Here is a 22,744-nt window from a genome sequence, read left to right as displayed (position 1 = left end):
CCGCCGCTTTTTTATATTGAAGCTAGACTATTTTAGCTGAACTTCGGATCCAGCGAACCATCGCGATAACGCTTTGCCATATCCGACAGCGGGATCGGACGAATTGACTGAGCATGGCCAGCGGTGCCGAACTGCTCGAAGCGATCCTTGCAAAGCTTGGTCATCGCAGCCATTGCAGGCTTGAGATACTTGCGCGGATCGAACTCGCTCGGGTCTTCCTGCAACACGCGGCGAATCTGGCCCGTCAGCGCCATGCGGTTATCAGTGTCGATGTTGATCTTGCGTACGCCATGCTTGATACCGCGCTGGATTTCTTCAACAGGCACACCCCAGGTTGGCTTCATCTTGCCGCCATACTTGTTGATGATTTCCTGCAAATCTTCCGGCACCGAAGACGATCCATGCATGACAAGATGCGTGTTTGGCAGCTTACGATGGATCTCTTCGATCACGTTCATTGCAAGCACGGAACCATCTGGCTTGCGGCTGAACTTGTAAGCGCCATGCGAGGTGCCCATAGCGATTGCCAGTGCATCAACCTTGGTTTCACGCACGAATTTCACGGCTTCATCCGGGTCTGTCAGAAGCTGGTCATGCGAAAGCTGACCTTCCGCACCGTGACCGTCTTCTGCCTCACCCATACCGGTTTCGAGCGAACCGAGAACACCAAGCTCACCTTCAACCGAAATGCCACCAAGATGGGACATTTCACTGACCTGACGCGTAACGGAGACGTTGTAGTCCCAGTCGGCAGGGGTCTTGCCATCAGCCTTGAGCGAGCCGTCCATCATGACGGAGGTAAAGCCTGCCTGAATTGCAGTCATGCAAGTGGCAGCTTCGTTGCCGTGATCGAGATGCACGCAAACTGGAATATGCGGATAGATTTCCGTGACCGCATCCATCATGTGGCGCAACATGATATCATTTGCATAGGAACGCGCACCGCGCGAAGCCTGCAGGATCACCGGCGCATTGGTCGCATCCGCCGCTTCCATGATGGCGAGCGCCTGTTCCATGTTGTTGATGTTGAAAGCCGGAACGCCATAGCTGTGTTCAGCAGCGTGGTCGAGCAATTGACGCAGCGTAATACGTGCCATCTGAGTTTCCTCTTAGTTAATTGCGCGGACGCGCGTAATATTCGCCGAGAACATCGACTTCTTCCGCAACACCGAACACCAGCGCGCTGCGCTCGTGGTAGGTTTCGGGAACGATATCGAGGATCGGTGTGGAACCGTTGGTCGCCTTGCCACCAGCCTGCTGGCTGAGGAAAGCAATCGGATTGGCTTCATAAACGAGGCGCAGACGGCCTTTTTCATAACCCGGACGCGCATCGTCTACGTAGAAGAAGATGCCGCCGCGCTGCATGATGCGATGCATGTCGCCGACAGCTGCACCCAACCAGCGCATATTGAAATTGCGTCCGCGCGGACCGTCCTTGCCGTTGTAGCAATCATCGACATAGGCCTTCATGCCAGCCGAAAGATGACGATAAACGGATGCGTTATAGGCGAGATCGGACGTGCGCTCTGGAAGCGTCACATTCTTGCGGGTGATCTGGAAGATACCGCTGACCGGATCAAGCGTCGCGAAAAGAACGCCTTCGCCGACCGAGAAGGCGAGATCAATCGAATTGCCGAACGAGACATAACCTGCTGCCAGCTGGCGATTGCCGGGCTGAAGGAATGGCTCTGCCGTATCCGCAGGAAAGATCGAAAAAATGGTGCCGAGCGGCGCGCCGAGGCCAACATTTCCTGAGCCGTCGAGCGGGTCGATTGCAACCGCAACCAGACCATCCGCTTTGCCCTTAACAGGAAGATCCGCTTCTTCGGACAGAACTGATGCAGCACCCGCCGCAATCAGCAGTTCAACGAAGAGATTGTGTGAGCCGACATCGATGCTCTTCTGCTGATCAGAATCGCTGTTGACGCCAACCAGCTTACCCGGATCACCCGGTAGCGAGCCGCGCGCGATGCGACCAGCGAGACGGCCTGAACCTGCGAGAATGGCCTTGATGACGTTGCTCGTTGCAAGACGCAGGCCATCCTGACCTGCCCAAGTGTCCAGATACTCGCCAGCAGCCTGCGCATCCACACGATCATTGTCGCCTGCAAGAACCAGTGGTGCGAAATTACCTACCATCGTCATTGGCCCTGCTCCTTAAAAAGAGGCAGTTGCAGCACGTTGGAAGCGGGGGAAACGGAATTCATTTACTGGCAATCTCCATGCGTATGTCTTCAAGACACGCCCGATCGTGGGCCGAGACACGGAGGACGTAACACCGTTCTGATATCATCACAATCATGTGGATAACATTATAACGATTTAAATGTGATAATATGTTTTAAAATGATGTTAATTAGAGATACGCAGCGTCATCTCCTCACACGAAACACATGAGGAAGGCCTGAATCCGGGGCGATTCCCCACTCTCTTTTCAAATATTGAAGCGAATTTTTGGTGTCGCAGCGAATTGCGCTTTGGCGGGCTTAAAAGCTAAGAGCCCTGTTAATCCTGCTTTTTCTTGTCGGGATCAAATGTCACAAAGAAGCGGTAAGCCGACCAGAGGCCAAGCGCTCCGAACAGCATGGCCCAACCGATTGCGCCCATCGAAACCTCAAACGCAGCCCATGCCAGACAGCTTCCTAAGATCAATACCCGTATCCACAGAGGTCGAAATCGCGGGTCATCAAACTCAAACATCGTCCAGCCTTGTTACGGTTTCGCATTTCCGCGCCATGCAGGCGGGGAATTCACCTTATTTAGCTAGTTTTCGATCATTCTGTAAGTGCTGGCGCCCCGTTTGGCTGAGATTTTGTGATTTTGATCACATCAGATGCGGAAACTAAAAATCTGCCACCTTACCCCATGCGCTTTTATTCAAGCGTTCGGGCTTATATGAGCTCGGCTCGACAATCGGCTTGCGTCCCAAAATGACATCGGCAATCATATGCCCGGCACCAGGGCCAATGCCAAAACCATGACCACTGAAGCCTGCCGCCAGAATGAAACCCGGAACAGTTTCAATTTCTCCTATTGCCGGTACGCCATCGGGCGTGCTGTCGATATAACCAGCCCAGCGATTTGCAATTGGCACTCCAGCTAGCGCTGGTAATAGTTCCTGCGCCCTTTGATACGTTAAACCAATCTGCCCTTCGTCGGGCTTGGGGTTGAGAATGCGATTGCGCTCCATCGGCGTCACTTCATCCAACCGCCACTTGGTCAATGTTTCATGCCCAGAACACCAGCCTTGAATGCCGCCGGGAGCAAGGCTGCGCCAGCGGCGCATGAACATCGGTACAAACTCACGGCTGAAACGCAATTGCTGCGGCGTCACGTCAACGCGCGCGCGACCGCTGATCGCGAGTGTATAACCCCCATCCATACGGCGCGTCAGCGACACTTGAGCCGTGTGCAATGCATCGGGCAAACCAACAACGCCGGATGCGACGGATAAAATGGAAGCACGAACTGCGGCCTGCGGAAAACGAATGCCAAGCTGGTTGCAGAAGGAGGATGCCCATGCACCACCCGCCATTACAACAGTCTTTGTGCGGATGGTACCCGACTCCGTTACAACACCGCTGACACGACCACCGCTTAATTCAAGTCCACGGGCGGCACAGTTCTGATGAACAGTTCCGCCGGCTGCCATGATACTTCGAGCCACCACAGGAACTGCGCGTGACGGATCAGCAATTCCGTCAGTTGGCGAGAAAACACCGCCTTTCCAGCTCTGCCCGGTTGCTTTGCCGCGCTCAGCAGCCTCACCCGTGCTGAGCATATGCGTGGTAACGCCCACTGTTTTTGCAAAATCCCGCCAGCGGGCCCAGCCCGCAATCTCCGCCTCATCCTGCGACAGATAAAGAAGGCCGCACCGGCGAAAACCGGGATCTTCTCCGGTTTCTTCTGCAATCTTGTCCCAAAGCTCGAGGCTTTTTGTAGCCATGGGAAGCTCACGGGCATCGCGGTTTTGTTGTCGACACCAGCCCCAGTTTCGGCTCGATTGCTCCGCAGCGATACGCCCCTTTTCAACAAGAGCCACTTTTACGCCGCTACGCGCTAGATAATAGGCTGTGAAAACGCCCACTACGCCACCACCAATCACAACGACATCCGCCTCACTTGGCAAGGTTGGACTGGTTTCGATGTGTAAAAGCGGTGCAGACATGCGCAGGACTCCGATGTTTCGCATATCCTAGTGCTGTACGTTCCGCTTGATGCGTTGGAGTTTGTCTTTACACAGAATTTCGTATGGTTTGGCGTCGTTTTGACAGGCGATTATTGCGCCCAAACAGCGTGCAGTGCGTGGCTCTACTGAATATCAGAAACAGAGCATGGCGCGATTGCAGCTTCCGGGGAAAAAGATAATAATCTCAACCGAAAGTACCGAATAACTGGTTTTGCTATGAAGCTCGATAAAATCGACATCAAAATTCTATCCGAAATGCAGAAGAATGGGCGGATAACCAATGTCGAGCTTGCAGAACTCGTCAACCTTTCACCCAGTCCCTGCCTCATGCGGGTGAAAAAGCTGCAATCTGAAGGTTATATCACCGGCTATTCCGCGCAGATCAATGTTTCGAAGCTTGGACAGACATTGACGGTTTTCACTGAGATTACGCTCAAAAACCATCGTCAGATCGATTTTGCGCGATTTCTTGCCACCGTCGAGAAGATCGATTCCGTTATTGAGTGTCATCTGGTTTCCGGCGGCTACGATTATCTGATGAAGTTCGTCACCGCCGGAATTGTCGAGTATCAGACGATCATGGAACGCCTGATCGATATGGATATCGGCATAGATAAATATTTTAGCTTCGTTGTCCTCAAATCACCGATCGTCAAAGCGCATCTGCCGCTTGATGTGATGTTCACAGAGTAGCGGATCAGGCGGCCTCAGAACGCGGCGCCATTGCGCCTGTCATCAAGGCCACTGCATCCGACATCGAATATTCCTTCGGATCGACTACCGTCAGTCGCTTACCAAGACGATGAATATGGATGCGATCAGCCACTTCAAAAACATGCGGCATGTTGTGCGAGATCAGCACAATCGGCATTCCTCGTGCCTTCACATCCTGAATAAGCTCCAGAACGCGGCGGGATTCCTTTACGCCAAGTGCCGCCGTCGGCTCATCCATGATGACGACCTTTGAACCGAAGGCCGCAGCGCGTGCAACCGCGACACCTTGCCGTTGACCGCCGGAAAGGGTTTCCACCGCCTGACCAATGTTCTGGATGGTCATCAGGCCGAGTTCAGACAGCTTTTCCCGCGCGATCTTTTCCATCGCTCCACGATCAAGCATCCTGAGTAATGAACCAAGCGGTCCCTTGCGGCGGATTTCGCGTCCAAGAAACAAATTATCCGCAATGGAAAGCGCAGGAGAAAGAGCAAGATTCTGATAAACCGTCTCAATACCTGCATGGCGCGCTTCCATTGGCGAATGGAAACTGACTGGCTTGCCATCAAGCAATATCTCGCCTTCATCGGGACGGATGGCCCCTGACAGCGCTTTAATAAGCGAAGATTTGCCAGCGCCGTTGTCGCCAATGACAGCAAGGATTTCTCCCGGATAGAGGTCAAAGTCGGCATGATCGAGTGCAGTGACGCGCCCATAACGCTTGACGAGACCGCGTGCGGAAAGAACCGGTGTTGTAGAGGTTTTCATGCGGCAGCCTTTCTGATCCATTGGTCAATGGCAACGGCAGCAATAATAAGAACACCAATAAGGAGATAGGTCCATTGCGGATCTGTACCCCACAAGCGCAAGCCCAGCGAAAAAACACCAACAATCAGCGCGCCAAACATTGTGCCAAGGATGGACCCACGTCCGCCGAAGAGCGAAATCCCACCAATCACGACAGCCGTAATGGATTCAATGTTGGCAAACTGCCCAGCGGTTGGTGACACAGAACCCAGGCGCCCGATCATAGCCCAGCCAGCAAGTGCGCAAATAAGACCTGCCAGAACATAAACCGACATGAGTATCGGCTTAACCGAAACGCCTGATAGTTTTGCAGCCTCCGGATCATCGCCGATGGCATAGACATGGCGCCCCCAGGCCGTGTGATTTAGCACGAACCAGAGCAACAAAACCAAAAGTACCATCGCGATAACGCCATAGGTGAAGACCGCCCCACCTACGCGAATGCTTTCTCCAAAAAACTGCAGGATAGGCGCCTCTGCCGTAATCTCCTGTGCACGAATGGTTTCATTCGAGGAATAAAGAAAATTCGTCGCCAGGATCACCTGCCACATGCCAAGCGTGACAATAAATGGTGGCAACCGCACATAAGCGATCAAGAACCCGTTGATGAAGCCGCAAAGCGCACCGGTAGCAAAGCCGAACAGGATGGAAAGCTCTGCAGGCAAGCCATAGCGGAATGTGAACTGCCCCATGACCACGGAAGATAAGACCATGATTGCGCCAACCGAGAGATCGATGCCGGCGGTAAGGATCACCAAAGTCTGCGCCGCAGCCACGATGCCTGTAATCGCAACTTGCTGTAGAATAAGTGTCAACGCGAAAGCCGAGAAAAACTTTCCACCAAGTGTTATGCCGAAGACCAGCAACGACATAACCAGCACAATCAGCGGTACAGCCGCGGGATTGTGATGCAGAAAATGCCGGAGGCGATAGAGCAAAGACTGATCGCCCGCATCAAAAGATGCGACATCGCTTGCGCTTTGGGAGAGCGATTTTTCATATTCCTGCATTGATGCTTTTACAGGGGTAGTCGTCGCCTGCGGCTCACTCATGTCTATCTCCTGCTTTAGAGCGCATCCCGAAAAGTGTGAAACGGTTTTCGGATAAAGATGCGCGTTAAAACAAACTTTTAGAGCGCCGATCTGATCCAATCGGATCGAACCGCGCTCTAAGGCGCAAGAGCATCCGGCAAAAGCTGCCGGATGCGAGTTATCACTAGAGCGCATCTCGAAACGAGCGAAGCGGTTTTCGGAACAAGAAGCGCGTAAAAACAAATGGATAGAGCATTTCCAATGACTCAATCAAAACCGGAAATGCTCTAAGCTTTTAACCCCAGCACTTGCCGAGCGCAGTTTTGGTGTCGATTGATTCCACACCCTCGACTGGCTTGTCAGTGACCAGCGCCACGCCCGTATCGACGAAGGTCTTGCCTTCTGTCGGCTTTGGCTTTTCGCCGCTATCCGCGAATTTTTTGATAGCTTCGATGCCAAGCGCTGCCATCTGCAGCGGGTATTGCTGCGACGTTGCACCAATTACACCAGCTTCGACGTTTTTAACGCCTGGGCAACCGCCATCGATCGAAACGATAAGCACGTCTTTTTCACGGCCCACGGCCTTGAGTGCTTCATAAGCACCAGCTGCAGCAGGTTCGTTGATCGTATGAACGACATTGATGGTCGGATCTTTCTGGAGAAGGTTTTCCATCGCGCGACGGCCACCTTCTTCATTACCATCAGTCAAATCACGACCCACAATGCGTGGATCATCTTCATCACCAAGCTTGGTCTTGTCTTTCGGGTCGATGCCAAAGCCAACGGCAAAACCCTGATCGCGCAGAACGTCAACGCTTGGCTGCGACGCGGTGAGGTTAAGGAAAGCCACGCGTGCATCCTTGACCTTATCGCCAAGTGTTGCCGCGGCCCATTTGCCGACCAGTTCGCCCGCAAGGAAGTTGTCTGTCGCGAAAGTGGCATCTGCTGCATCCGCTGGTTCTAGCGGCGTATCAAGCGCAATGATCAACGCACCCGCGTCACGAGCTTTTTGCAGCGACGGTACGATGCCCTTTGTGTCAGAAGCGGTAATCAGAATGCCCTTGGCACCATCCGCAATACAGGTTTCGATTGCCGCTACCTGACTTTCGGAATCGCCGTCGATCTTGCCTGCATAAGTCTTGAGATTGACGCCTAGCTCCTTGGCTTTTGCAATCGCGCCTTCCTTCATCTTGACGAAGAAGGGATTGGTGTCGGTCTTGGTAATCAGGCAAGCACCAACATCCGCCGCATTGGCTGGGCCTGCAACCGAAGCGGCCACACCAAGCGTAAAGGCAGCAACCGCTGCCGAGAGAACTGTCTTCTTCATGAACTCCTCCCAGAGTGAAACCGGTTCCTCTTCCCCCGGCGTGATGAAAGCAAAACACGGCTTCGCAAGAGAGTCAATTAATAAATCCACTTGATTTATTAATTTGCTGTGCCACTCTCTGGCTGGGAGATTGAGGCTGGCTTGTTTGCTTAAAATACGATTCCGGCGCTTAAGTTGATGTTTTTATTTAACATGTTAGACAAAGAAGGGCTTTTTCTGCTTCATCGAGTGGAGTAGGCCAATCGACGATAAAGCGTGCTTGGATCTGATTGAACCAGATCGACGCGCTAAGCTTATGTTTATTCGCGCATCTTGTTCCGAAGATCGTTTCACACATTTCCGGGCGCGACTTCAACATGCGGGACCTTGGGAGAGGATATGGTCAGGCACACTTCAGAACGTGGTTCTGAGCAGCGCGGCGAACCCGCAGCAGCTGGATCCGCTTTGCCACAATTTGCCGAAACCGGGGCGAGTATTAATCGTGGGTCCAATCAGATTGGCGTTCGCGCCTATAATGAACGCCTTGTACTGGCGCTGGTGCGCCGACATGGTGCAATGGCGCGCGCTGATATTGCGAGGAAGACCGGGCTTTCCGCACAAACCATTTCTGTGATCATTCGCGAACTCGAAAAAGATGGCCTCATTACACAAGGCGAACGCGTGCGCGGGCGTGTGGGGCAACCATCCATGCCCATGCGGCTTGCTGCCGATGGTGTTTTTTCCTTTGGCCTCAAGATTGGACGGCGCAGTGCAGAGATCATCCTGATGGATTTTCTCGGTCACATTCGGCAGCGCCGCCACGTCACATATTCCTGGCCCGTTCCCGATAAAATTCGCCAATTTGCTTTCGACAGCATCAATGAGTTTACTGCGGCACTTGACGCAGATAAACGCACCCGTATTGCGGGCCTCGGTATTGCGCTTCCGTTCGAACTCTGGAACTGGGTCGAGGAAGTTGGTGCACCTGCCGCCGATATGAATGCTTGGCTTGATGCCGATCTGATCCATGATTTCGGGTCAGCTTTGCCATTTCCTGTTTTTCTGCAAAATGACGGAACTGCCGCCTGCGGCGCCGAGCTGACATTCGGGCGCGGGCCTGAATTTACCGATTTCGTCTATTTCTCAATCGGGTCATTTATCGGTGGTGGTGTGGTTCTAAACAACACACTCTATCCCGGTCGCACCGGCAACGCTGGAGCGCTTGGCTCCATGCCTATGCGTATGCGCGGAACAGACGATGCTCGCGAAACAATTCAGTTGATCGATACTGCCTCGCTTTTCGTACTTGAACGCATGTTGCGTGAGCACGGTATCTCGTCGGAAGAGCTGTGGCTTTCCCCGGAACGCTGGCCGGATTTCGGTCAATTACTAGACGAGTGGGTTGCATTGGCCGCCCGCGGCCTGGCCCATGCGGCAGTTGCAGCTGCATCTGTGATTGATTTCCCTGCAGCGATTATTGACGGCTGGTTGCCAGAAAATGTCCGCCATAGGATCGTCGAAGCAACGAAGCTTGAGTTAACGCGCATTGACCTGCAAGGTCTTTCGGCACCCGAAATCATTGAAGGGAAAGTCGGTGTTCATGGGAAAGCGATGGGCGCTGCAAGCCTGCCGCTCTCCCATCGCTATCTTTTCGACCAGAGCGTCCTCTTCAAAGACAGCGCCTGATGGTTAGCCGCTGGCGCTGCCTGCATACAGACAGCGCCAGTTCTCTTTGACCACTTAGAATGAACGCTGGAAGCGGACTTTCAAACCGAATGCGTCTTCACCATCAAGCGCAATACGCTTGTTATTCCACTGAACATAGGTGAGTTCCGGGGTGATGTTGAAGCCCGGCACCAGTGCATAGCTCACATTGCCGGTCGCCATCAGCGTTTCGCTGGCATCATAACCAACCTGCAGGTTGAGCTTTGCCTTTTCTGTTGCCTGATAGGCAAGACCGCCCCACAAAGCCCAATCGCCACCCCATGTACCGTAGAAGCTGTCCACCATACGATAGACTTCGCCATTGGCATTGGCTTTGTAATGGTCATCATTGGATTTATAGGCGAACTGCGACCAGACCGAGAACTTGTCGTTCAATTTGAGGTCGACCTTGACCTTACCTGCCCATTCTTCGTTGCGCGCGTCATAGGCCGCTACACCTGCAATGCTACCCCATGACTGTGCATATTTCAGACCACCCACCACATGCGGCATGTAATCATCGATGGTAACATCGACGTCCGCATCTGTGTTTCCACCCTGTTCAAGTGACAAGGTAGCCGAGAAGCCCTCCTTGTTTTTGTAGGTATAGCTGATGAGGTTCGTGCGATAACCACCGGCAAGAATGACGTCATCATTGAGCACATTGCCCAAATAGTCCGTGAATGTCACAAAGGCCGATTGATCGAGACCGACGCGCAAACCACCCAGCTCGATAAAGCCGAGACGCAGGGAGCCTGACGATGAAGAATCTGCACCATTGTACCACTGATAACGAACTTCAGTGACTGTCTTGAGTGTACCAAGTTCGGTTTCGGTTCCGGTAAATGAGCGGAAGGTGAAACGGGTCAGCTGCGCATAAGTATCCATATCCCGGGTGCTCGGTACGCGCGCATAAGCATTATCGCCACCACTGACATCATAACGCACATAACCAGCAAAACGCAGGCAGGTTTCGGTTCCGGGAATATAGAAATAGCCCTTGCCATAGGCATCGCAAACGCGAACATATTCAACAGCTTCAGGCTCGGGTGCAACAATGGTATCGGCAGCCATTGCAACTTGCGACATTGCCAGAACAGCGACCGATGCAGCTAGAATTTTCTTCATTTGAGTAGGTGTCCCCTTTGATTTTAGACAATAGGAGTTTTTCGGCGGAAAGAGACTTTCCGTCGTGCTGAGAACAGACTGCCGGAACTCGCTAAAACCGGCTGCCTGCTATGACTGTGAATGCTGGATTACGTGCCTGATATCGACAAAGCGCCCCGCCCCGTCATCAACTCAAATCCCCTATCTGGATTTTTATTGTAACTTCCTTAAACCCGGAACGGGTTAAGGTTAAATTATTCAGCATTTACAAAGTTTTATAGAGAGCTGCACACGCCAAAACAGGCACATGGTACTCTAAAGCTTGCAGTGACGCGCCATCATTTCGGCAACGTCTTCCCGCCCCTCTTCACGGAGTTTTTTGATCGCAGCACTCATATCTGCCGACCGTTCGTCCTGCCCGAGCTTGAACTTGATTTCCATCTTCTCAATCGGCATTTCGTAGCCGACGATATTAGGCAGACGCCGCTCCAGACCGCCGGGACCGAGTTCCTTCATCTGCCAGGGCTTGTCACGACCCTTTTCCATATGCTTGACGAGCTCGTGGAGATGTTTGGCAGTCGCTGCTTCCGACAGAATTTTGGGCGCGCCATGGATATGAGCAACCATAAAGCTCCAGGTTGGCGCGCTGTCCCTTTCCGGATAACCCGGATACCATGACGATGATACATAATGACCAGCATCCATCAGGATTGCGATTGATGGCAGACCGCGTTTCAAAAACTCAACATGATCGTTGGATGCAGCAACATGGGAGACCAGTGTGCCGCTTTCGCCGCGTGTTCGATCCATCATGAAGACAGGGTGCGATATAGCAACGCCTCCCTCATGGCTGGTGATCAAAGTACCAAGCACCGTTCTATCAACGAGATCGAAAACCTCGGTCGTATCGGACGGCTGGAAATAGGGCTTTGTATAGAGCATCGCTTGTCTCTTGATTTCAGGCGTGAATAGCGGGCAGTCGATCAGACCATGGGCACATGGCTTCCAACTGACCTGCAAGTTCGAATAGCAGATTTTCGGCCCCATAAGGAGCAATGAACTGGCTGCCGATTGGCAAACCATCAGACGTTTCGAGAAGTGGGACACTCATCGCAGGCAAGCCAGCAGCGTTGACCGGATGGGTGAAGGTTGTCAGTTCGAGAAACTGTCGGCCAAACCCCTTCCAGTCGGGTGAGCGCACGTCGAGCATCCCAAGCGGAAATGATCCAACCGGCATGACCGGGCTTAACACCACATCGCATTCTTCAAACAGACGACCAAAACTGCGCGCCGTACTGTTTGCGGTCAAACGCGCTTGAATAACCTCTGTCGCAGCCAAGCCATCGCCGTAAGCGGCCAATCCCAGATTTGAAGGCTCAAAATAGAGGTCATTGGCAGGCTTTGCCATTGTCGCGGCAACATCTGCCACTTCAATTGCGGTGTAAACGGCGATCAGTTTTTGTACGGCATCTGCAAGCTGAACGCCGTCAAAATCAGGCTTCACCCGAACAACGTTATGTCCGAGCCGTTCGCACAACGCAATCGTCGCCTCAAGTGCTGCGACTGTCTCCTCATCCAGATCATGACGCAGATCAGACTTCTGCCAGACGCCGATACGAAGTTTCCGCGGGGCCATTCTGACACTGTTGACGAACAGGTCCGTCTTGGCCGGGGCTGCGTAAAGCGAACCCGGTTCAAGCGCATCTGTCAGATCAAGCATCATTGCGGAATCGCGAACCGAGCGCGTCAGCACATGATGGCTGACCATTCCGCCCCAGTTTTCTGTCGAAACCGGACCGCATGGGACACGCCCACGCGACGGACGCAGCCCGAAAAGTCCGCCACAAGATGCGGGGATACGGATCGAGCCTGCTCCGTCATTGCCATAGGCCACAGGTACCATGCGTGCGGCAACTGCCGCTGCCGCACCGCCGGAAGAACCGCCAATGCTGCGGGTCACATCCCAGGGATTGAGTGCTGGACCATGAAGCGAGGATTCCGTTGCGATATTGCAGGAAAACTCCGGCAAATTGGTTTTACCCACCACAACCAGACCAGCGGACTTATAGCGTTTGACGAGTTCATGATCGCGCTGCGAGATATTTCCCTCTGCCGCACGACATCCAAAGGACATTGCTGCACCGGCATAGGAAGGGCAATCATCCTTCAACAGAACCGGAACACCGCTAAGCGGACCCTCTGGCAGCGATTTAAGCTGTTCTTCCGCCTGATCGCGCATCTCGTAGATCACAGCATTCAGCTTAGGATTGCACCGATCAATCGCTGCAAATGCCTCATGAACAGCCTCACGCGGCGACAGAATTTTTGCGCGAATGGCCTCTCCCAGACCGACAGCGTCGGTCCGGGTGTAGTCAAAGGATGTAGACGTCATGGGGTTATCCCAATGCTAAGCTCGTGAAGCGGAGCGTTTTACTGTGCCTTGCTGATCGTCCAGAAGCGAAGCGTATCACCAGCCCAGCCCTTGAAATCGTTCACTTTTGGACCGGCAGCTGTGATCGATGGCAAGTTTACCAGACCAAGGATCGGAACCTGCTCACCCATCAGCGTGTTGAGTTCGTTGAAGAGCTTCTTGCGTTCTTCGACGTCGCTTTTCGCAGAAACTTGGCTGAGAAGGTCTTCCGCCTTGGCATCGTCCCACTGGCGTGCGGCATCAGCCTTCTTGTCACCGATCATCGACTGGAAAGACAACAGCGGATCAAGGCGGGCTGAATAAGCGAAAACAGCAAGTTCATAGGCGCCACGACGATACTGATCGAGCTGGGTCGCCCAGTCGCGCACTTCGAGCTGCGCATTGATGCCGGAGGCTGCAAGGAATGCCTGAACAATCGTGGCAACCTGCACCCGGTTCTGGCGGTTGGCGACCAGAAGGCTGATCGGTTCGCCCTTATATCCTGCCTTGGTCAGCAGCTCCTGCGCTTTGGCAGGATCGTATGCAGGCCAGGCAGCCGCCTGATTATCCGAATAGATGGTGTTTGATGCAATGACCGACGGGTTTGGCGCATAAATGCCCTCACCGATCGCCGTTGCCAGCTGGTTGAGATCGATGGCGTGAGCAATTGCCTGACGCATCTGCGGATCTTTCAGCTTATCGGAAGTGGACTGAATTTGAAGCACCATCCAGGAAGGCGTCTGCTGCACATTGACCTTCATGCCCTTCGCTTCCAGATCCTTGACACCAGTTGGCTCCACTTCATCGATGAAGTCGATCTCACCGGAAAGCAGACCATTTGTGCGCGTGCTGGAATCCGGAACAGTCATGAACTGAATGGTCTTTACATGACCTTTCTTGTTCCCTCCCAGACCGTCGAGATCGCCGGACAGAGCCGAATAATCATCGAAACGGGTCAGGTCCAGATAACGGCCACGCTCCCATTTGGAAAAAGCATAGGGACCTGTACCAATCGGCTTTACAAACTTGCCATCTGCATCAACGGATTCCGGGCTCAATATCCAAGGCGTACACTGGATGGTAGCCATGGTGATGACAAAGTTTGGCGCAGGAGCTGCGAAGCTGAAGCGCACCGTGTTGTCATCAACAGCCTCGACCGTCTTCAACTCGGAATCGACCTTGCCATTATAGCGATTGACGCATTGAAACGCTGTATCCGGCTTGAGATAACGCTCGAAATTCCAGACGACATCCTTGGCAGTCAGGTCTTTGCCATTCTGGAACTTGACGCCTTTGCGCAATTTGAATTCATAGACCGTATGATCGGCATTCGAGGTCCAGCTCTCAGCCAGCATCGGCTTGATTGCGAGGTCGTCGCCATAAGCGACCAGACCTTCGGCAATATGGGCAACAACCATATCGGCATTGGCATCGCGATTGACGCCCGGATTGATGCTCGCAACATCAGAGTGAATGGCGACGCGCAAGGTCTCATCGTCAGCAGCATGTGCTTGGAAGGATGTGGCGCTGAGACCAAGAAGCGCAATGCTGAGTGCAGAGCGGATTGAAATTGGATTGAACATTTTGGTTTCCCCTTTTTGTTTTTGATTTAGCCGTATGGTCAGCTTTGTGACCTCAGCACGTCCGCGAAAAATGCTTCGACCGGCTCCAGCACTTTGAAAGGCTCATGAGCCACGCCCGGCACCCTGTCCCTGCGAACCGCGATTCCATGCGCTTCAAACGACTTGGCCAGTGCTTCAATGCGGTCGATCCGGCAATCGCCCTGAAGATCGGCGCCGTCCATCCAGAAGGCGCTGTCACGCGGGATGGCGATTTCCCAAGTCGCGGTATCTTCCTCACCGATCACAGTATGAACCGTAACAGCCTTCATCGCTTCAAGATCAATGCGGCAGCCAAAACGTGCTTCAACATCGCGAACGCCAACCCACCAGTCATAATCAGAATTGAGCAGAGTTACGACACCCGGCGCTCCGATAGAGACAGCCTTCAGCCTATGAGGATGCAGCATGAAAAAGCGCTGGCAGAACTGCCCGCCGCCCGAAAAGCCGTACATGATGGCGCGATTGCTTTTGAGGCGATATTTGGCGGCCACTTCGTCGATCATCGACAGCAGAATATGGTCAAAGCGAATGCCGTGAAACTCGATGCGCTTGTAGTTGGCAAGATCGCCCTGCACGACGATGCCCGCAGGAAACAGCGGCGCCAGAACAATGCAGCGGTTCTCTCGCGCAAAATTTGCAAAGTGATCGCGGTACTGTGCCGCCGTCCGCCCCGTCCCGTGAATGATGACGATCAGTTCGTGCGTCTCGGTGCCGTCTTCATCATAGTCCTCGGGGACATAAAGGCAGTAACTGAAACGCTGATCGAACTGACTTGCAAAAAACGTGGTCGCTCCGAAATCGTAGAAGCTGAGTTTTTTGCCATGGCCCTGCCGTTTAGTAACAGGCTTTTCCTCAGTGATGGACATGACCGCCCTCCTCTCCAGACTTCGTATTTGCACTATCGCCGCGCCATTTGAGTTTGACGCCGCCCTCACCCGTCAGTTCGAGCATCGGAATGGCTGACAAAAGACGTCGGGTATAGTCGTTTTGCGGCGCGTCAAAAATCTCGTCGCGCGTTCCCTGCTCTATAATGCGACCGTCATTCATCACGACCACACGATCGGCAATTTGTTCAACCACGCCCAGATCATGGGTAATGAACAGGCAACCGAAGCCATAGCTCTGCTGCAACTTGGCAAAGAGATCGAGAACCTGCGCACGCACCGTTACGTCAAGCGCCGAGACTGCTTCATCGGCAATGACAAAAGCGGGACGGCGAACGAGCGCACGCGCAATCGCCACACGCTGACGCTGACCGCCCGACATTTCATGCGCATAACGATTGGCATAATCTCCACCGAGGCCAACGTCCTCCAGTGTTTCGCGAACACGATCCACTTTCTGGCTTGACGAAAGCTCTTTCGAGAAGCGCAGCGCCTCACCGACCAACTCGCCCACTTTCATACGCGGATCGAGTGATGAATAAGGGTCCTGAAACACCATCTGCGTGTGATAACGATAATCCTGATAATGGGATGAACGCCTCTCGACAGGTTGTCCCTTGAACAGCAACTTCCCTTCGCTCGGCTTGATTAGTCCAGCCATCACGCGCGCGGCCGTGGTCTTGCCCGAACCCGAGCCGCCTACCACTGCAACAACCTCGTTGGGCAGAACATCAATCGTAACCCCATGCAGAGCTCGCTTGCCGCCAGCTTTCTTGAACCAGCCACCCCGGCCTTCAAAATCGACAACAAGATCGCGCACGCTGATCAGCGGATCAGCCTTTGGAACCACGCGTGCAGGCCCACGAACCGGTAATGTCGAAAGCAGTTTGCGGGTGTAATCATGCCGGGGCTTTGCGAGAACATCCGCGGTATCGCCCGTTTCAACCACTTCACCATGGCGCATCACAACCACACGTTTGGAATAGCGCGCAATCATTGGAAGATCGTGACTGATCAGCAAAACGGTCGTGCCACGTTCCCGTGTGAGATCGACCAGCAACTCCATAACCTCGCGCTGGATAACCGCATCAAGCGCAGTGGTCGGCTCGTCCGCGATCAGCAGATCAGGCTTCATGAGCATCGCGCAGGCGATCATGATGCGCTGGCGCATTCCGCCAGAGAACTCATGTGGGAACGCCTCAACTGCCCGATCAGGATCGGCAATACCAACACGCAACAACATGGCTCTGATCCAGTCGGCATGTTGTGCCTTCTCGGCTGGAAAGTGCAGTTCAAGCCCTTCTTCAAGCTGCCGCCCGATGGTCAGTGACGGGGTTAGCGAAGTCATCGGCTCCTGAAAGATCATGGCAATGCCATCGCCACGCAGCCCGCGCAAAGCGGTCGGCGACATCGTTGACACGTTCTGCCCCTTGAAGCGGATCGCACCATGACTTGTTTTAATGGACGCCGGAACCAGCCCCATGACCGCCCGCGCGAGCATGGTTTTGCCGGAGCCGGATTCACCAACGATGCCAAGAATTTCGCCAGCTTTTATGGAGAAGGAAGCGCGCTTGACGATCTCCAGCGCACTATCGCCAACACGCAGGCTGACATCGTCGATTTCAAGCAAGGGTGCGGAAGTCATGAGCGCTTCCTCATGCGTGGGTCGAGGCGGTCGCGCAACGCGTCACCAAGAAGATTAATACCAAGCAGCGACAGCGAAATTGCAAGGCCGGGGAAGATACCAAGCCAAACGGCCTGCTCAATGAAATTGCGGCTTCCCGCGAGCATATTGCCCCAAGTCGGCGCTGGCGGCGGCACACCCAGCCCCAGAAAGCTGAGCGAGCTTTCCGCGAGAATTGCCCAGCCGCACATGGACGTTGCCATGACCAGAACAGGTGCCAGACAGTTGGGCAGAATATGGCGCACCATCGTATAGATTTCCGAATTTCCCATGACGCGGGAAGCCTCAACGAACTCCCGTTCACGCAAGCTCAAAACCGTGCCACGGACCACGCGGATCACCGAAGACATATAGGCCAGAGCAAGTGCTAAGATGATGCCATTCTTGTTGGCACCAAAGACGGCCAGCAAACCAAGCGCCATCAATATGCCGGGGAATGCCAGCAAAGCATCATTGACCATCATCAACAGCCGGTCGAACCAGCCACGCAAGAAGCCGCTGATCGCCCCGATAAGCACTCCGCCGAGGGTGGCGAGAACGACTGTGAACACGCTGATTGAAACACTGGCCGATGCGCCTCTCATAAGACGGCTCAGCTGGTCGCGCCCAAATTCATCCGTACCCAGCCAATGCGCAGCACTTGGCGGCGCAAGGCGCGCGGCAAAGTCGAGGGCAAGCGGGTTGTAAGGCGTCCAGAAGGAACCTACCACCGCTATCGTGAGAAGCGTTGCGGTCAGGGTTCCGCCAATAATCGCGTTGAGAGATAGATTTTTCATTTCGCCGTCACCTTCGGGTCGAAGAACGGATAGAGAAGGTCCACGATCAGATTGACCAGCACATAAACACAGGCTGTGAACAGCAAGCAGCCCTGAATGACGGGATAATCGCGAGCAAAGATCGCATCAACCAGAAGCCTGCCAAGTCCGGGAATCGTGAAAACTGTTTCCACAACTGCAATACCGCCAAGCAGATTGCCAAGGATCAGCCCCAACAGTGTCCAGGTCGGGCCAAATGCATTACGGAAAGCATGACGCCACATCACGGTTGCTTCCGACAGTCCCTTGGCGCGGGCATGGGTGATGTAATCCAGATTCAGCACTTCAAGCGTCGAGGCGCGCGCCATCCGCAGAATGACGCCGATTTCATGCAGAAACAGTGTGGTGATCGGCAAAACCAGATAGAGAAACGCTTTCCATGGGTTCTCACCAAAGCTGACATAGCCGACAATCGGCAACCAGCCGAGCTTGAGGCCAAAGGCCAGCAACAGCAGCAAGCCCATCCAGAATGTCGGAACCGAAAGCAGCAAGGTGGCACAGGTCACAAGCGTCAGATCAGTCAGGCTGTTCTGCTTCCAGGCTGCGATCATTCCAAGCGGAACAGCGACGAGCGTAGAAAGCACCACCGCTGACAAGACGATACGCGCACTGACCGAAAAGCGCTCCAGAACCAGCGAAAGAACCGGCTGCTGGTTGGCAATGGAGACACCGAAATCACCATGCAGAACATTGCCTCCCCAGATCAGAAACTGGGTAAAGACGCTGTGATTGAGGCCCAGCTGCTCGCGCAGCGCGGCCAGCGTCGCAGCATCCGCAGAATCGCCCAGCATCAGGGCTGCAGGATCGCCCGGTATCAGCCGGACAATCACAAACACAGCCACTGCCACGATCAGCAATGTTGGAATGGCCATGCCTATTCTGGAAAGCGCAAAGCGCAGCATTTCTTTAGCCTTCGATAAAGAGGGATTTCGCGCGTGGCGCGGCATCAGACGGTAGCGGCGTATAATCCTGCAGACAGTAGGTCGCAAACTGGCGGTTCAAAGCAGGCAGCGGCGCGATTTCCATCATGCCAAGCGCTGCTTCCATCACCACCATCGCAACTGTGGCCGTGATATTGTCGTGATTGCCGGGACGTGGCGGGCGGCAGACTGCATAAGGTGTCAGGAAGTCGTCGAACAGTGCTTCCTTCAGCTCCTTGCGACCAATTTTTCCACCATGTGATTCAAGAGACTGGCGAACGCGCCAATCACGGTAGAAGCTTTCAGGTACGAACGGGATGCCGGTGTCGCGCAGCTTTGTCAGCGCAATTGGGCTGACCCAATGATTGGCATGAACGATCAGATCATTCTCAGGCAGGATCGGGAAGGACTCATCCGGCGCGCATTCAAAATCGATGCCGAAACCGGCGCTCGTCGCAATCATGATATTGTTTGAGCAGGATTTTGGTGTTGAAGCCACAGCCTTGATTGCTTTTGCAAAATGCTCCTGCTCAAGCACCTTGCGGCGCACGAGACCCAAAGGAACGCCCAGCTTCTTATAGTCGCGTTCGCATTCGAGATAATTGGCGGTGATCGAGATTCCCGCTTCATTGAAGCCGCTGCGCGCCAGCCCACCAGCCTCGACAAAGGTCACAAAATCGGGACCGTTATTGTTTCGAACACGCAGCACAATACCGGTTTCCACACATTCAGAACGCCAGTCCCAGTTCTGGCCATGAACCAGATTACCAGAAGCACTTTTCGCAGGCATGATGAGAGCACCGGTGCAGCCGTCATCCTGCTCTTCGGGATCAGGCGAACCCGTTTCCGCACGCGCCATCGCAACGACTTCCGTGCGTGCATTGATCATGACGATCTGCTCAAACGGCACATCCGCACCTTTGGCGATGCCGCGCATTTCCTCGACATAAGACGCGTCGAATTCCTCGATCCGACCGGCAAATTCTTCGATAAGACCTTGCCTGCGCTCAGGCGAAAGACCAAACGCGTCGAGCGTGCTGGAATAAAGACCAGCGCTGCGCCGGATGCGTTCCGCCGCCAGCACCCCATATTGGCGCCCGCGCTCTTCCGGTACGCCCGAAACTGTAATGAATGGAAATGGGGTAACTGACATACTCAATCCATATTTTGTATTTTGTATCTGCTTAATACAATTCACATTCAATCATTGCGGAGTCAACAGTTTTTTATTAGAATATGGAACAATTTGATTTATACCCTTCCTACAGAGAGTCAGCCTGTCATTCCAATGGGATAGGCTATACGAGAAAGAAATGGCCTATTGCGAAATATCCCGTATTCTTTGAGCATAGGTTCATGGGAGAACGCACATTCAGGGGGCGCTGCGCGTGAATATGGACGTTAAGAGATCAACGGAAGGCGAATCCGGCCTGAGCAGTCTTCAGGCGGAAGTCGCACATAAAATGGTCTCGCTCATATCCGCTGCACGCTGGAATATCGGCGACCGGCTGTCGGATGCTGCCATTGCAAAAGAGCTCCGTGTATCGCGGTCGCCCGTGCGTCAGGTGCTCAATCTTCTTGTGCAGCAGGGTATTGTCAGCCAGACACCCAATCGCGGATATCAGCTGCATCGCATTCCAGAACCGGACGAACTCAACGACAACCTGCTGCCGCCATCGGAGGCGGAAGAGCTCTACCGGCGTCTGATGAGTGCGCGCGCCTCTGGTGCTGTTGGTGACGAAGTGTCGGAAGCCGAACTTGCCGATCAGCTGGGTGCAACGCGCGGCGCGGTGCGCCGGGTTCTGATGCGTTTTGCCACCGAAGGTCTCGCAGAGCGTCTTCCGGGCCATGGCTGGCGCTTTGCCGAGTCGCTCGATAATGAGCGCGCGGTCAATGAAAGCTACGCCTTCCGCCTGGTGATCGAATGCGGTGCGCTTTCGCAACCCGACTACGCGCCTGATCTCAGCCAGCTCGCAGCTCTGCAACGCGAGCAGAATGAAATATCGGTCCTGCCGATCCAGAGCCTCACACGGGATCTCTGGTTCAACGCCAATGCCAACTTTCACGAGACTATTGTTTCGTGGGCGAATAATCGGTTTTTCACGCAATCAGTCCGGTGGCAGAACCATCTTCGCCGCATGACGGAATATTCCGACTTCGATCGTTTGGGCGAAGAGCGTATCCGCAAGGCTTGCAAAGATCACTTAGGTATTCTCGAAGCCATCGAGAACAGAGACTTTGAATTTGCTGCAGCCCTGCTCAAACGCCATATCAGCCGCTCGGGTGCTGAGGACGTATGACAGTTACGGCTAACGCACCGCACCTGCTCAAGCCTTTTCCAGAGCGATTGCAATCCCTTGCCCTACACCGATACACATTGTCGCCAGCGCATAACGACCGTCGTTCAAAGAAAGTTCGAGCGCTGCTGATCCTGTGATCCGTGCGCCCGACATGCCAAGCGGATGACCCAGCGCAATCGCACCGCCGTTCGGGTTAACCCGGTGATCGTCGTCAGCAATGCCAAGTTCGCGCAAGACAGCAAGCCCCTGAGAGGCGAAAGCCTCATTGAGTTCGATGACGTCCATTGCATCGATGGCAAGCCCGAGCCTTGCCAGAAGTTTCTGTGTTGCGGGCGCTGGGCCTATACCCATAATCCTCGGTGGCACACCGGCAGTGGCACCGCCCATTATTCTCGCCAGAGGTTTCAGGGCATATTTCTTGACTGCCTCTTCAGAAGCAATGATCAGGGCTGCAGCACCATCATTGACCCCAGAAGCGTTGCCCGCCGTAACCGTACCGCCAGCACGAAAAGGCGTACCCATTTTTGAAAGGGCGTCGATGGATGTTGCGCGCGGATGTTCGTCATGCTCGACCACCAGCGCAGCACTTTTGCGTTGCGGGATGGTGACGTTTACGATCTCCTTGACCAGCCTGCCGTTAGCCTGCGCGGCCGCAGCTTTTTCCTGACTGCGCATCGCAAAGGCGTCCTGATCCTCGCGCGAAATCTGGTAGTCTGCCGCAACGTTCTCGCCGGTTTCAGGCATCGACTCGACACCATATTGCTTCTTCATCAGCGGGTTTATGAAGCGCCAGCCAATTGTCGTATCGTATATTTCAGCCCGACGCGAAAAGGCGGCATCAGCCTTTGGCATAACGAAAGGAGCCCGGCTCATGCTTTCAACGCCACCCGCAACCATCAGATCAGCTTCACCGGCCTTAATCGCCCGCGCTGCACTGATAATGGCGTCCATGCCAGACCCGCATAACCGATTGATAGTCGTTCCCGTTATGCTGACTGGCAGTCCGGCGAGCAACAGCGACATACGTGCAACATTGCGATTGTCTTCGCCTGCCTGATTAGCAGAACCGAAAATAACATCGTCCACCGCTTCCCAATCAACAGCCCCATTACGCTCCATTAACGAGCGAAGCGGAATAGCCCCTAGATCATCCGTTCTCACAGATGAAAGGGAACCACCAAACCGACCGATCGGTGTACGAACATAATCACAGATAAAGGCTTCACTCATAATGAGGTCTCGTATTTCGGGAA

Annotated in this window: 20 protein-coding genes; 3 read left to right on the top strand and 17 right to left on the bottom strand. The window is 54.0% G+C overall.

Annotation, left to right across the window (positions count from 1 at the left end):
• Positions 1-32 precede the first annotated feature (32 nt).
• The 4 genes from fba to RT142_RS19895 all read right to left on the bottom strand — a co-directional run bounded on the left by fba (position 33) and on the right by RT142_RS19895 (position 4,168).
• Positions 33-1,097 (bottom strand): class II fructose-bisphosphate aldolase, encoded by a 1,065-nt coding sequence (fba, locus tag RT142_RS19910; protein WP_064321482.1) that lies wholly within the window; start codon positions 1,095-1,097, stop codon positions 33-35.
• 16 nt (positions 1,098-1,113) lie between these two features.
• Complete coding sequence (locus RT142_RS19905; RefSeq protein WP_007878285.1) at positions 1,114-2,145, bottom strand: class 1 fructose-bisphosphatase; 1,032 nt, start codon at positions 2,143-2,145, stop codon at positions 1,114-1,116.
• 360 nt (positions 2,146-2,505) lie between these two features.
• Positions 2,506-2,652 carry a hypothetical protein gene (locus RT142_RS19900; RefSeq protein ID WP_313030972.1) on the bottom strand — a complete coding sequence of 49 codons (147 nt, stop codon included), beginning with the start codon at positions 2,650-2,652 and terminating at the stop codon, positions 2,506-2,508.
• Positions 2,653-2,842: 190 nt separating this feature from the next.
• On the bottom strand, positions 2,843-4,168 hold the full coding sequence (locus tag RT142_RS19895) for an FAD-binding oxidoreductase (RefSeq protein ID WP_313030970.1): 1,326 nt from the start codon (positions 4,166-4,168) through the stop codon (positions 2,843-2,845).
• A gap of 237 nt (positions 4,169-4,405) precedes the next feature.
• Here RT142_RS19895 and RT142_RS19890 point away from each other — a divergent pair, with 237 nt between their 5' ends.
• Positions 4,406-4,882: an Lrp/AsnC family transcriptional regulator gene (locus RT142_RS19890; protein ID WP_007878283.1), complete on the top strand. Its 477-nt coding sequence runs from the start codon at positions 4,406-4,408 to the stop codon at positions 4,880-4,882.
• Positions 4,883-4,886: 4 nt separating this feature from the next.
• Here RT142_RS19890 and RT142_RS19885 read toward each other — a convergent pair whose 3' ends face one another.
• From RT142_RS19885 to RT142_RS19875, 3 genes are all read right to left on the bottom strand, one after another.
• Positions 4,887-5,669, bottom strand: a complete 783-nt coding sequence (locus RT142_RS19885; protein WP_007878281.1) for an ATP-binding cassette domain-containing protein — start codon at positions 5,667-5,669, stop codon at positions 4,887-4,889.
• The gene (locus RT142_RS19880) at positions 5,666-6,760 is read right to left on the bottom strand and encodes an ABC transporter permease (protein WP_007878280.1); all 1,095 of its coding nucleotides are present in this window, start codon (positions 6,758-6,760) and stop codon (positions 5,666-5,668) included. The genes RT142_RS19885 and RT142_RS19880 overlap by 4 nt, the downstream gene beginning before the upstream one ends.
• 274 nt (positions 6,761-7,034) lie before the next feature.
• Positions 7,035-8,066 (bottom strand): sugar ABC transporter substrate-binding protein, encoded by a 1,032-nt coding sequence (locus RT142_RS19875; protein ID WP_064321480.1) that lies wholly within the window; start codon positions 8,064-8,066, stop codon positions 7,035-7,037.
• 378 nt (positions 8,067-8,444) lie between these two features.
• On the opposite strand from RT142_RS19875, the gene RT142_RS19870 reads away from it, so the two are divergent.
• The gene (locus tag RT142_RS19870; protein ID WP_313030964.1) at positions 8,445-9,731 is read left to right on the top strand and encodes an ROK family transcriptional regulator; all 1,287 of its coding nucleotides are present in this window, start codon (positions 8,445-8,447) and stop codon (positions 9,729-9,731) included.
• Between the two features lie 54 nt (positions 9,732-9,785).
• Here the strand turns inward: RT142_RS19870 and RT142_RS19865 are convergent, their stop codons facing one another.
• The 9 genes from RT142_RS19865 to RT142_RS19825 all read right to left on the bottom strand — a co-directional run bounded on the left by RT142_RS19865 (position 9,786) and on the right by RT142_RS19825 (position 20,344).
• Positions 9,786-10,877: a porin gene (locus tag RT142_RS19865; RefSeq protein WP_313030960.1), complete on the bottom strand. Its 1,092-nt coding sequence runs from the start codon at positions 10,875-10,877 to the stop codon at positions 9,786-9,788.
• Between the two features lie 294 nt (positions 10,878-11,171).
• Positions 11,172-11,798 (bottom strand): FMN-binding negative transcriptional regulator, encoded by a 627-nt coding sequence (locus RT142_RS19860; RefSeq protein ID WP_113158449.1) that lies wholly within the window; start codon positions 11,796-11,798, stop codon positions 11,172-11,174.
• Positions 11,799-11,814: 16 nt separating this feature from the next.
• On the bottom strand, positions 11,815-13,248 hold the full coding sequence (locus RT142_RS19855) for an amidase (RefSeq protein WP_313030953.1): 1,434 nt from the start codon (positions 13,246-13,248) through the stop codon (positions 11,815-11,817).
• A 38-nt stretch (positions 13,249-13,286) separates the two neighbouring features.
• Entirely contained in the window at positions 13,287-14,849 is a 1,563-nt protein-coding gene (locus tag RT142_RS19850; protein ID WP_313030949.1) for an ABC transporter substrate-binding protein, read from the bottom strand.
• Positions 14,850-14,887: 38 nt separating this feature from the next.
• Positions 14,888-15,754, bottom strand: a complete 867-nt coding sequence (locus RT142_RS19845; RefSeq protein ID WP_007878273.1) for a hypothetical protein — start codon at positions 15,752-15,754, stop codon at positions 14,888-14,890.
• The gene (locus tag RT142_RS19840; protein WP_064321475.1) at positions 15,741-17,417 is read right to left on the bottom strand and encodes an ABC transporter ATP-binding protein; all 1,677 of its coding nucleotides are present in this window, start codon (positions 17,415-17,417) and stop codon (positions 15,741-15,743) included. Before RT142_RS19840 ends, RT142_RS19845 begins: the two co-directional genes overlap by 14 nt.
• Entirely contained in the window at positions 17,414-18,232 is an 819-nt protein-coding gene (locus tag RT142_RS19835; RefSeq protein ID WP_313030944.1) for an ABC transporter permease, read from the bottom strand. Before RT142_RS19835 ends, RT142_RS19840 begins: the two co-directional genes overlap by 4 nt.
• Complete coding sequence (locus RT142_RS19830; protein ID WP_313030940.1) at positions 18,229-19,173, bottom strand: ABC transporter permease; 945 nt, start codon at positions 19,171-19,173, stop codon at positions 18,229-18,231. Before RT142_RS19830 ends, RT142_RS19835 begins: the two co-directional genes overlap by 4 nt.
• Before the next feature lie 4 nt (positions 19,174-19,177).
• Positions 19,178-20,344 (bottom strand): C45 family autoproteolytic acyltransferase/hydolase, encoded by a 1,167-nt coding sequence (locus RT142_RS19825; RefSeq protein WP_171379632.1) that lies wholly within the window; start codon positions 20,342-20,344, stop codon positions 19,178-19,180.
• A 241-nt stretch (positions 20,345-20,585) separates the two neighbouring features.
• On the opposite strand from RT142_RS19825, the gene RT142_RS19820 reads away from it, so the two are divergent.
• On the top strand, positions 20,586-21,491 hold the full coding sequence (locus tag RT142_RS19820) for a GntR family transcriptional regulator (RefSeq protein WP_007878258.1): 906 nt from the start codon (positions 20,586-20,588) through the stop codon (positions 21,489-21,491).
• 27 nt (positions 21,492-21,518) lie between these two features.
• Here RT142_RS19820 and pcaF read toward each other — a convergent pair whose 3' ends face one another.
• Complete coding sequence (gene pcaF, locus RT142_RS19815; RefSeq protein WP_194779444.1) at positions 21,519-22,721, bottom strand: 3-oxoadipyl-CoA thiolase; 1,203 nt, start codon at positions 22,719-22,721, stop codon at positions 21,519-21,521.
• Positions 22,722-22,744 lie beyond the last annotated feature (23 nt).

It is taken from the genome of Brucella sp. (assembly GCF_032066345.1).
Taxonomy (GTDB): Bacteria; Pseudomonadota; Alphaproteobacteria; order Rhizobiales; family Rhizobiaceae; genus Brucella; species Brucella pseudogrignonensis.
Note: the sequence above shows the minus strand (reverse complement) of the source record. Positions and strands in the feature narration are given on the sequence as shown.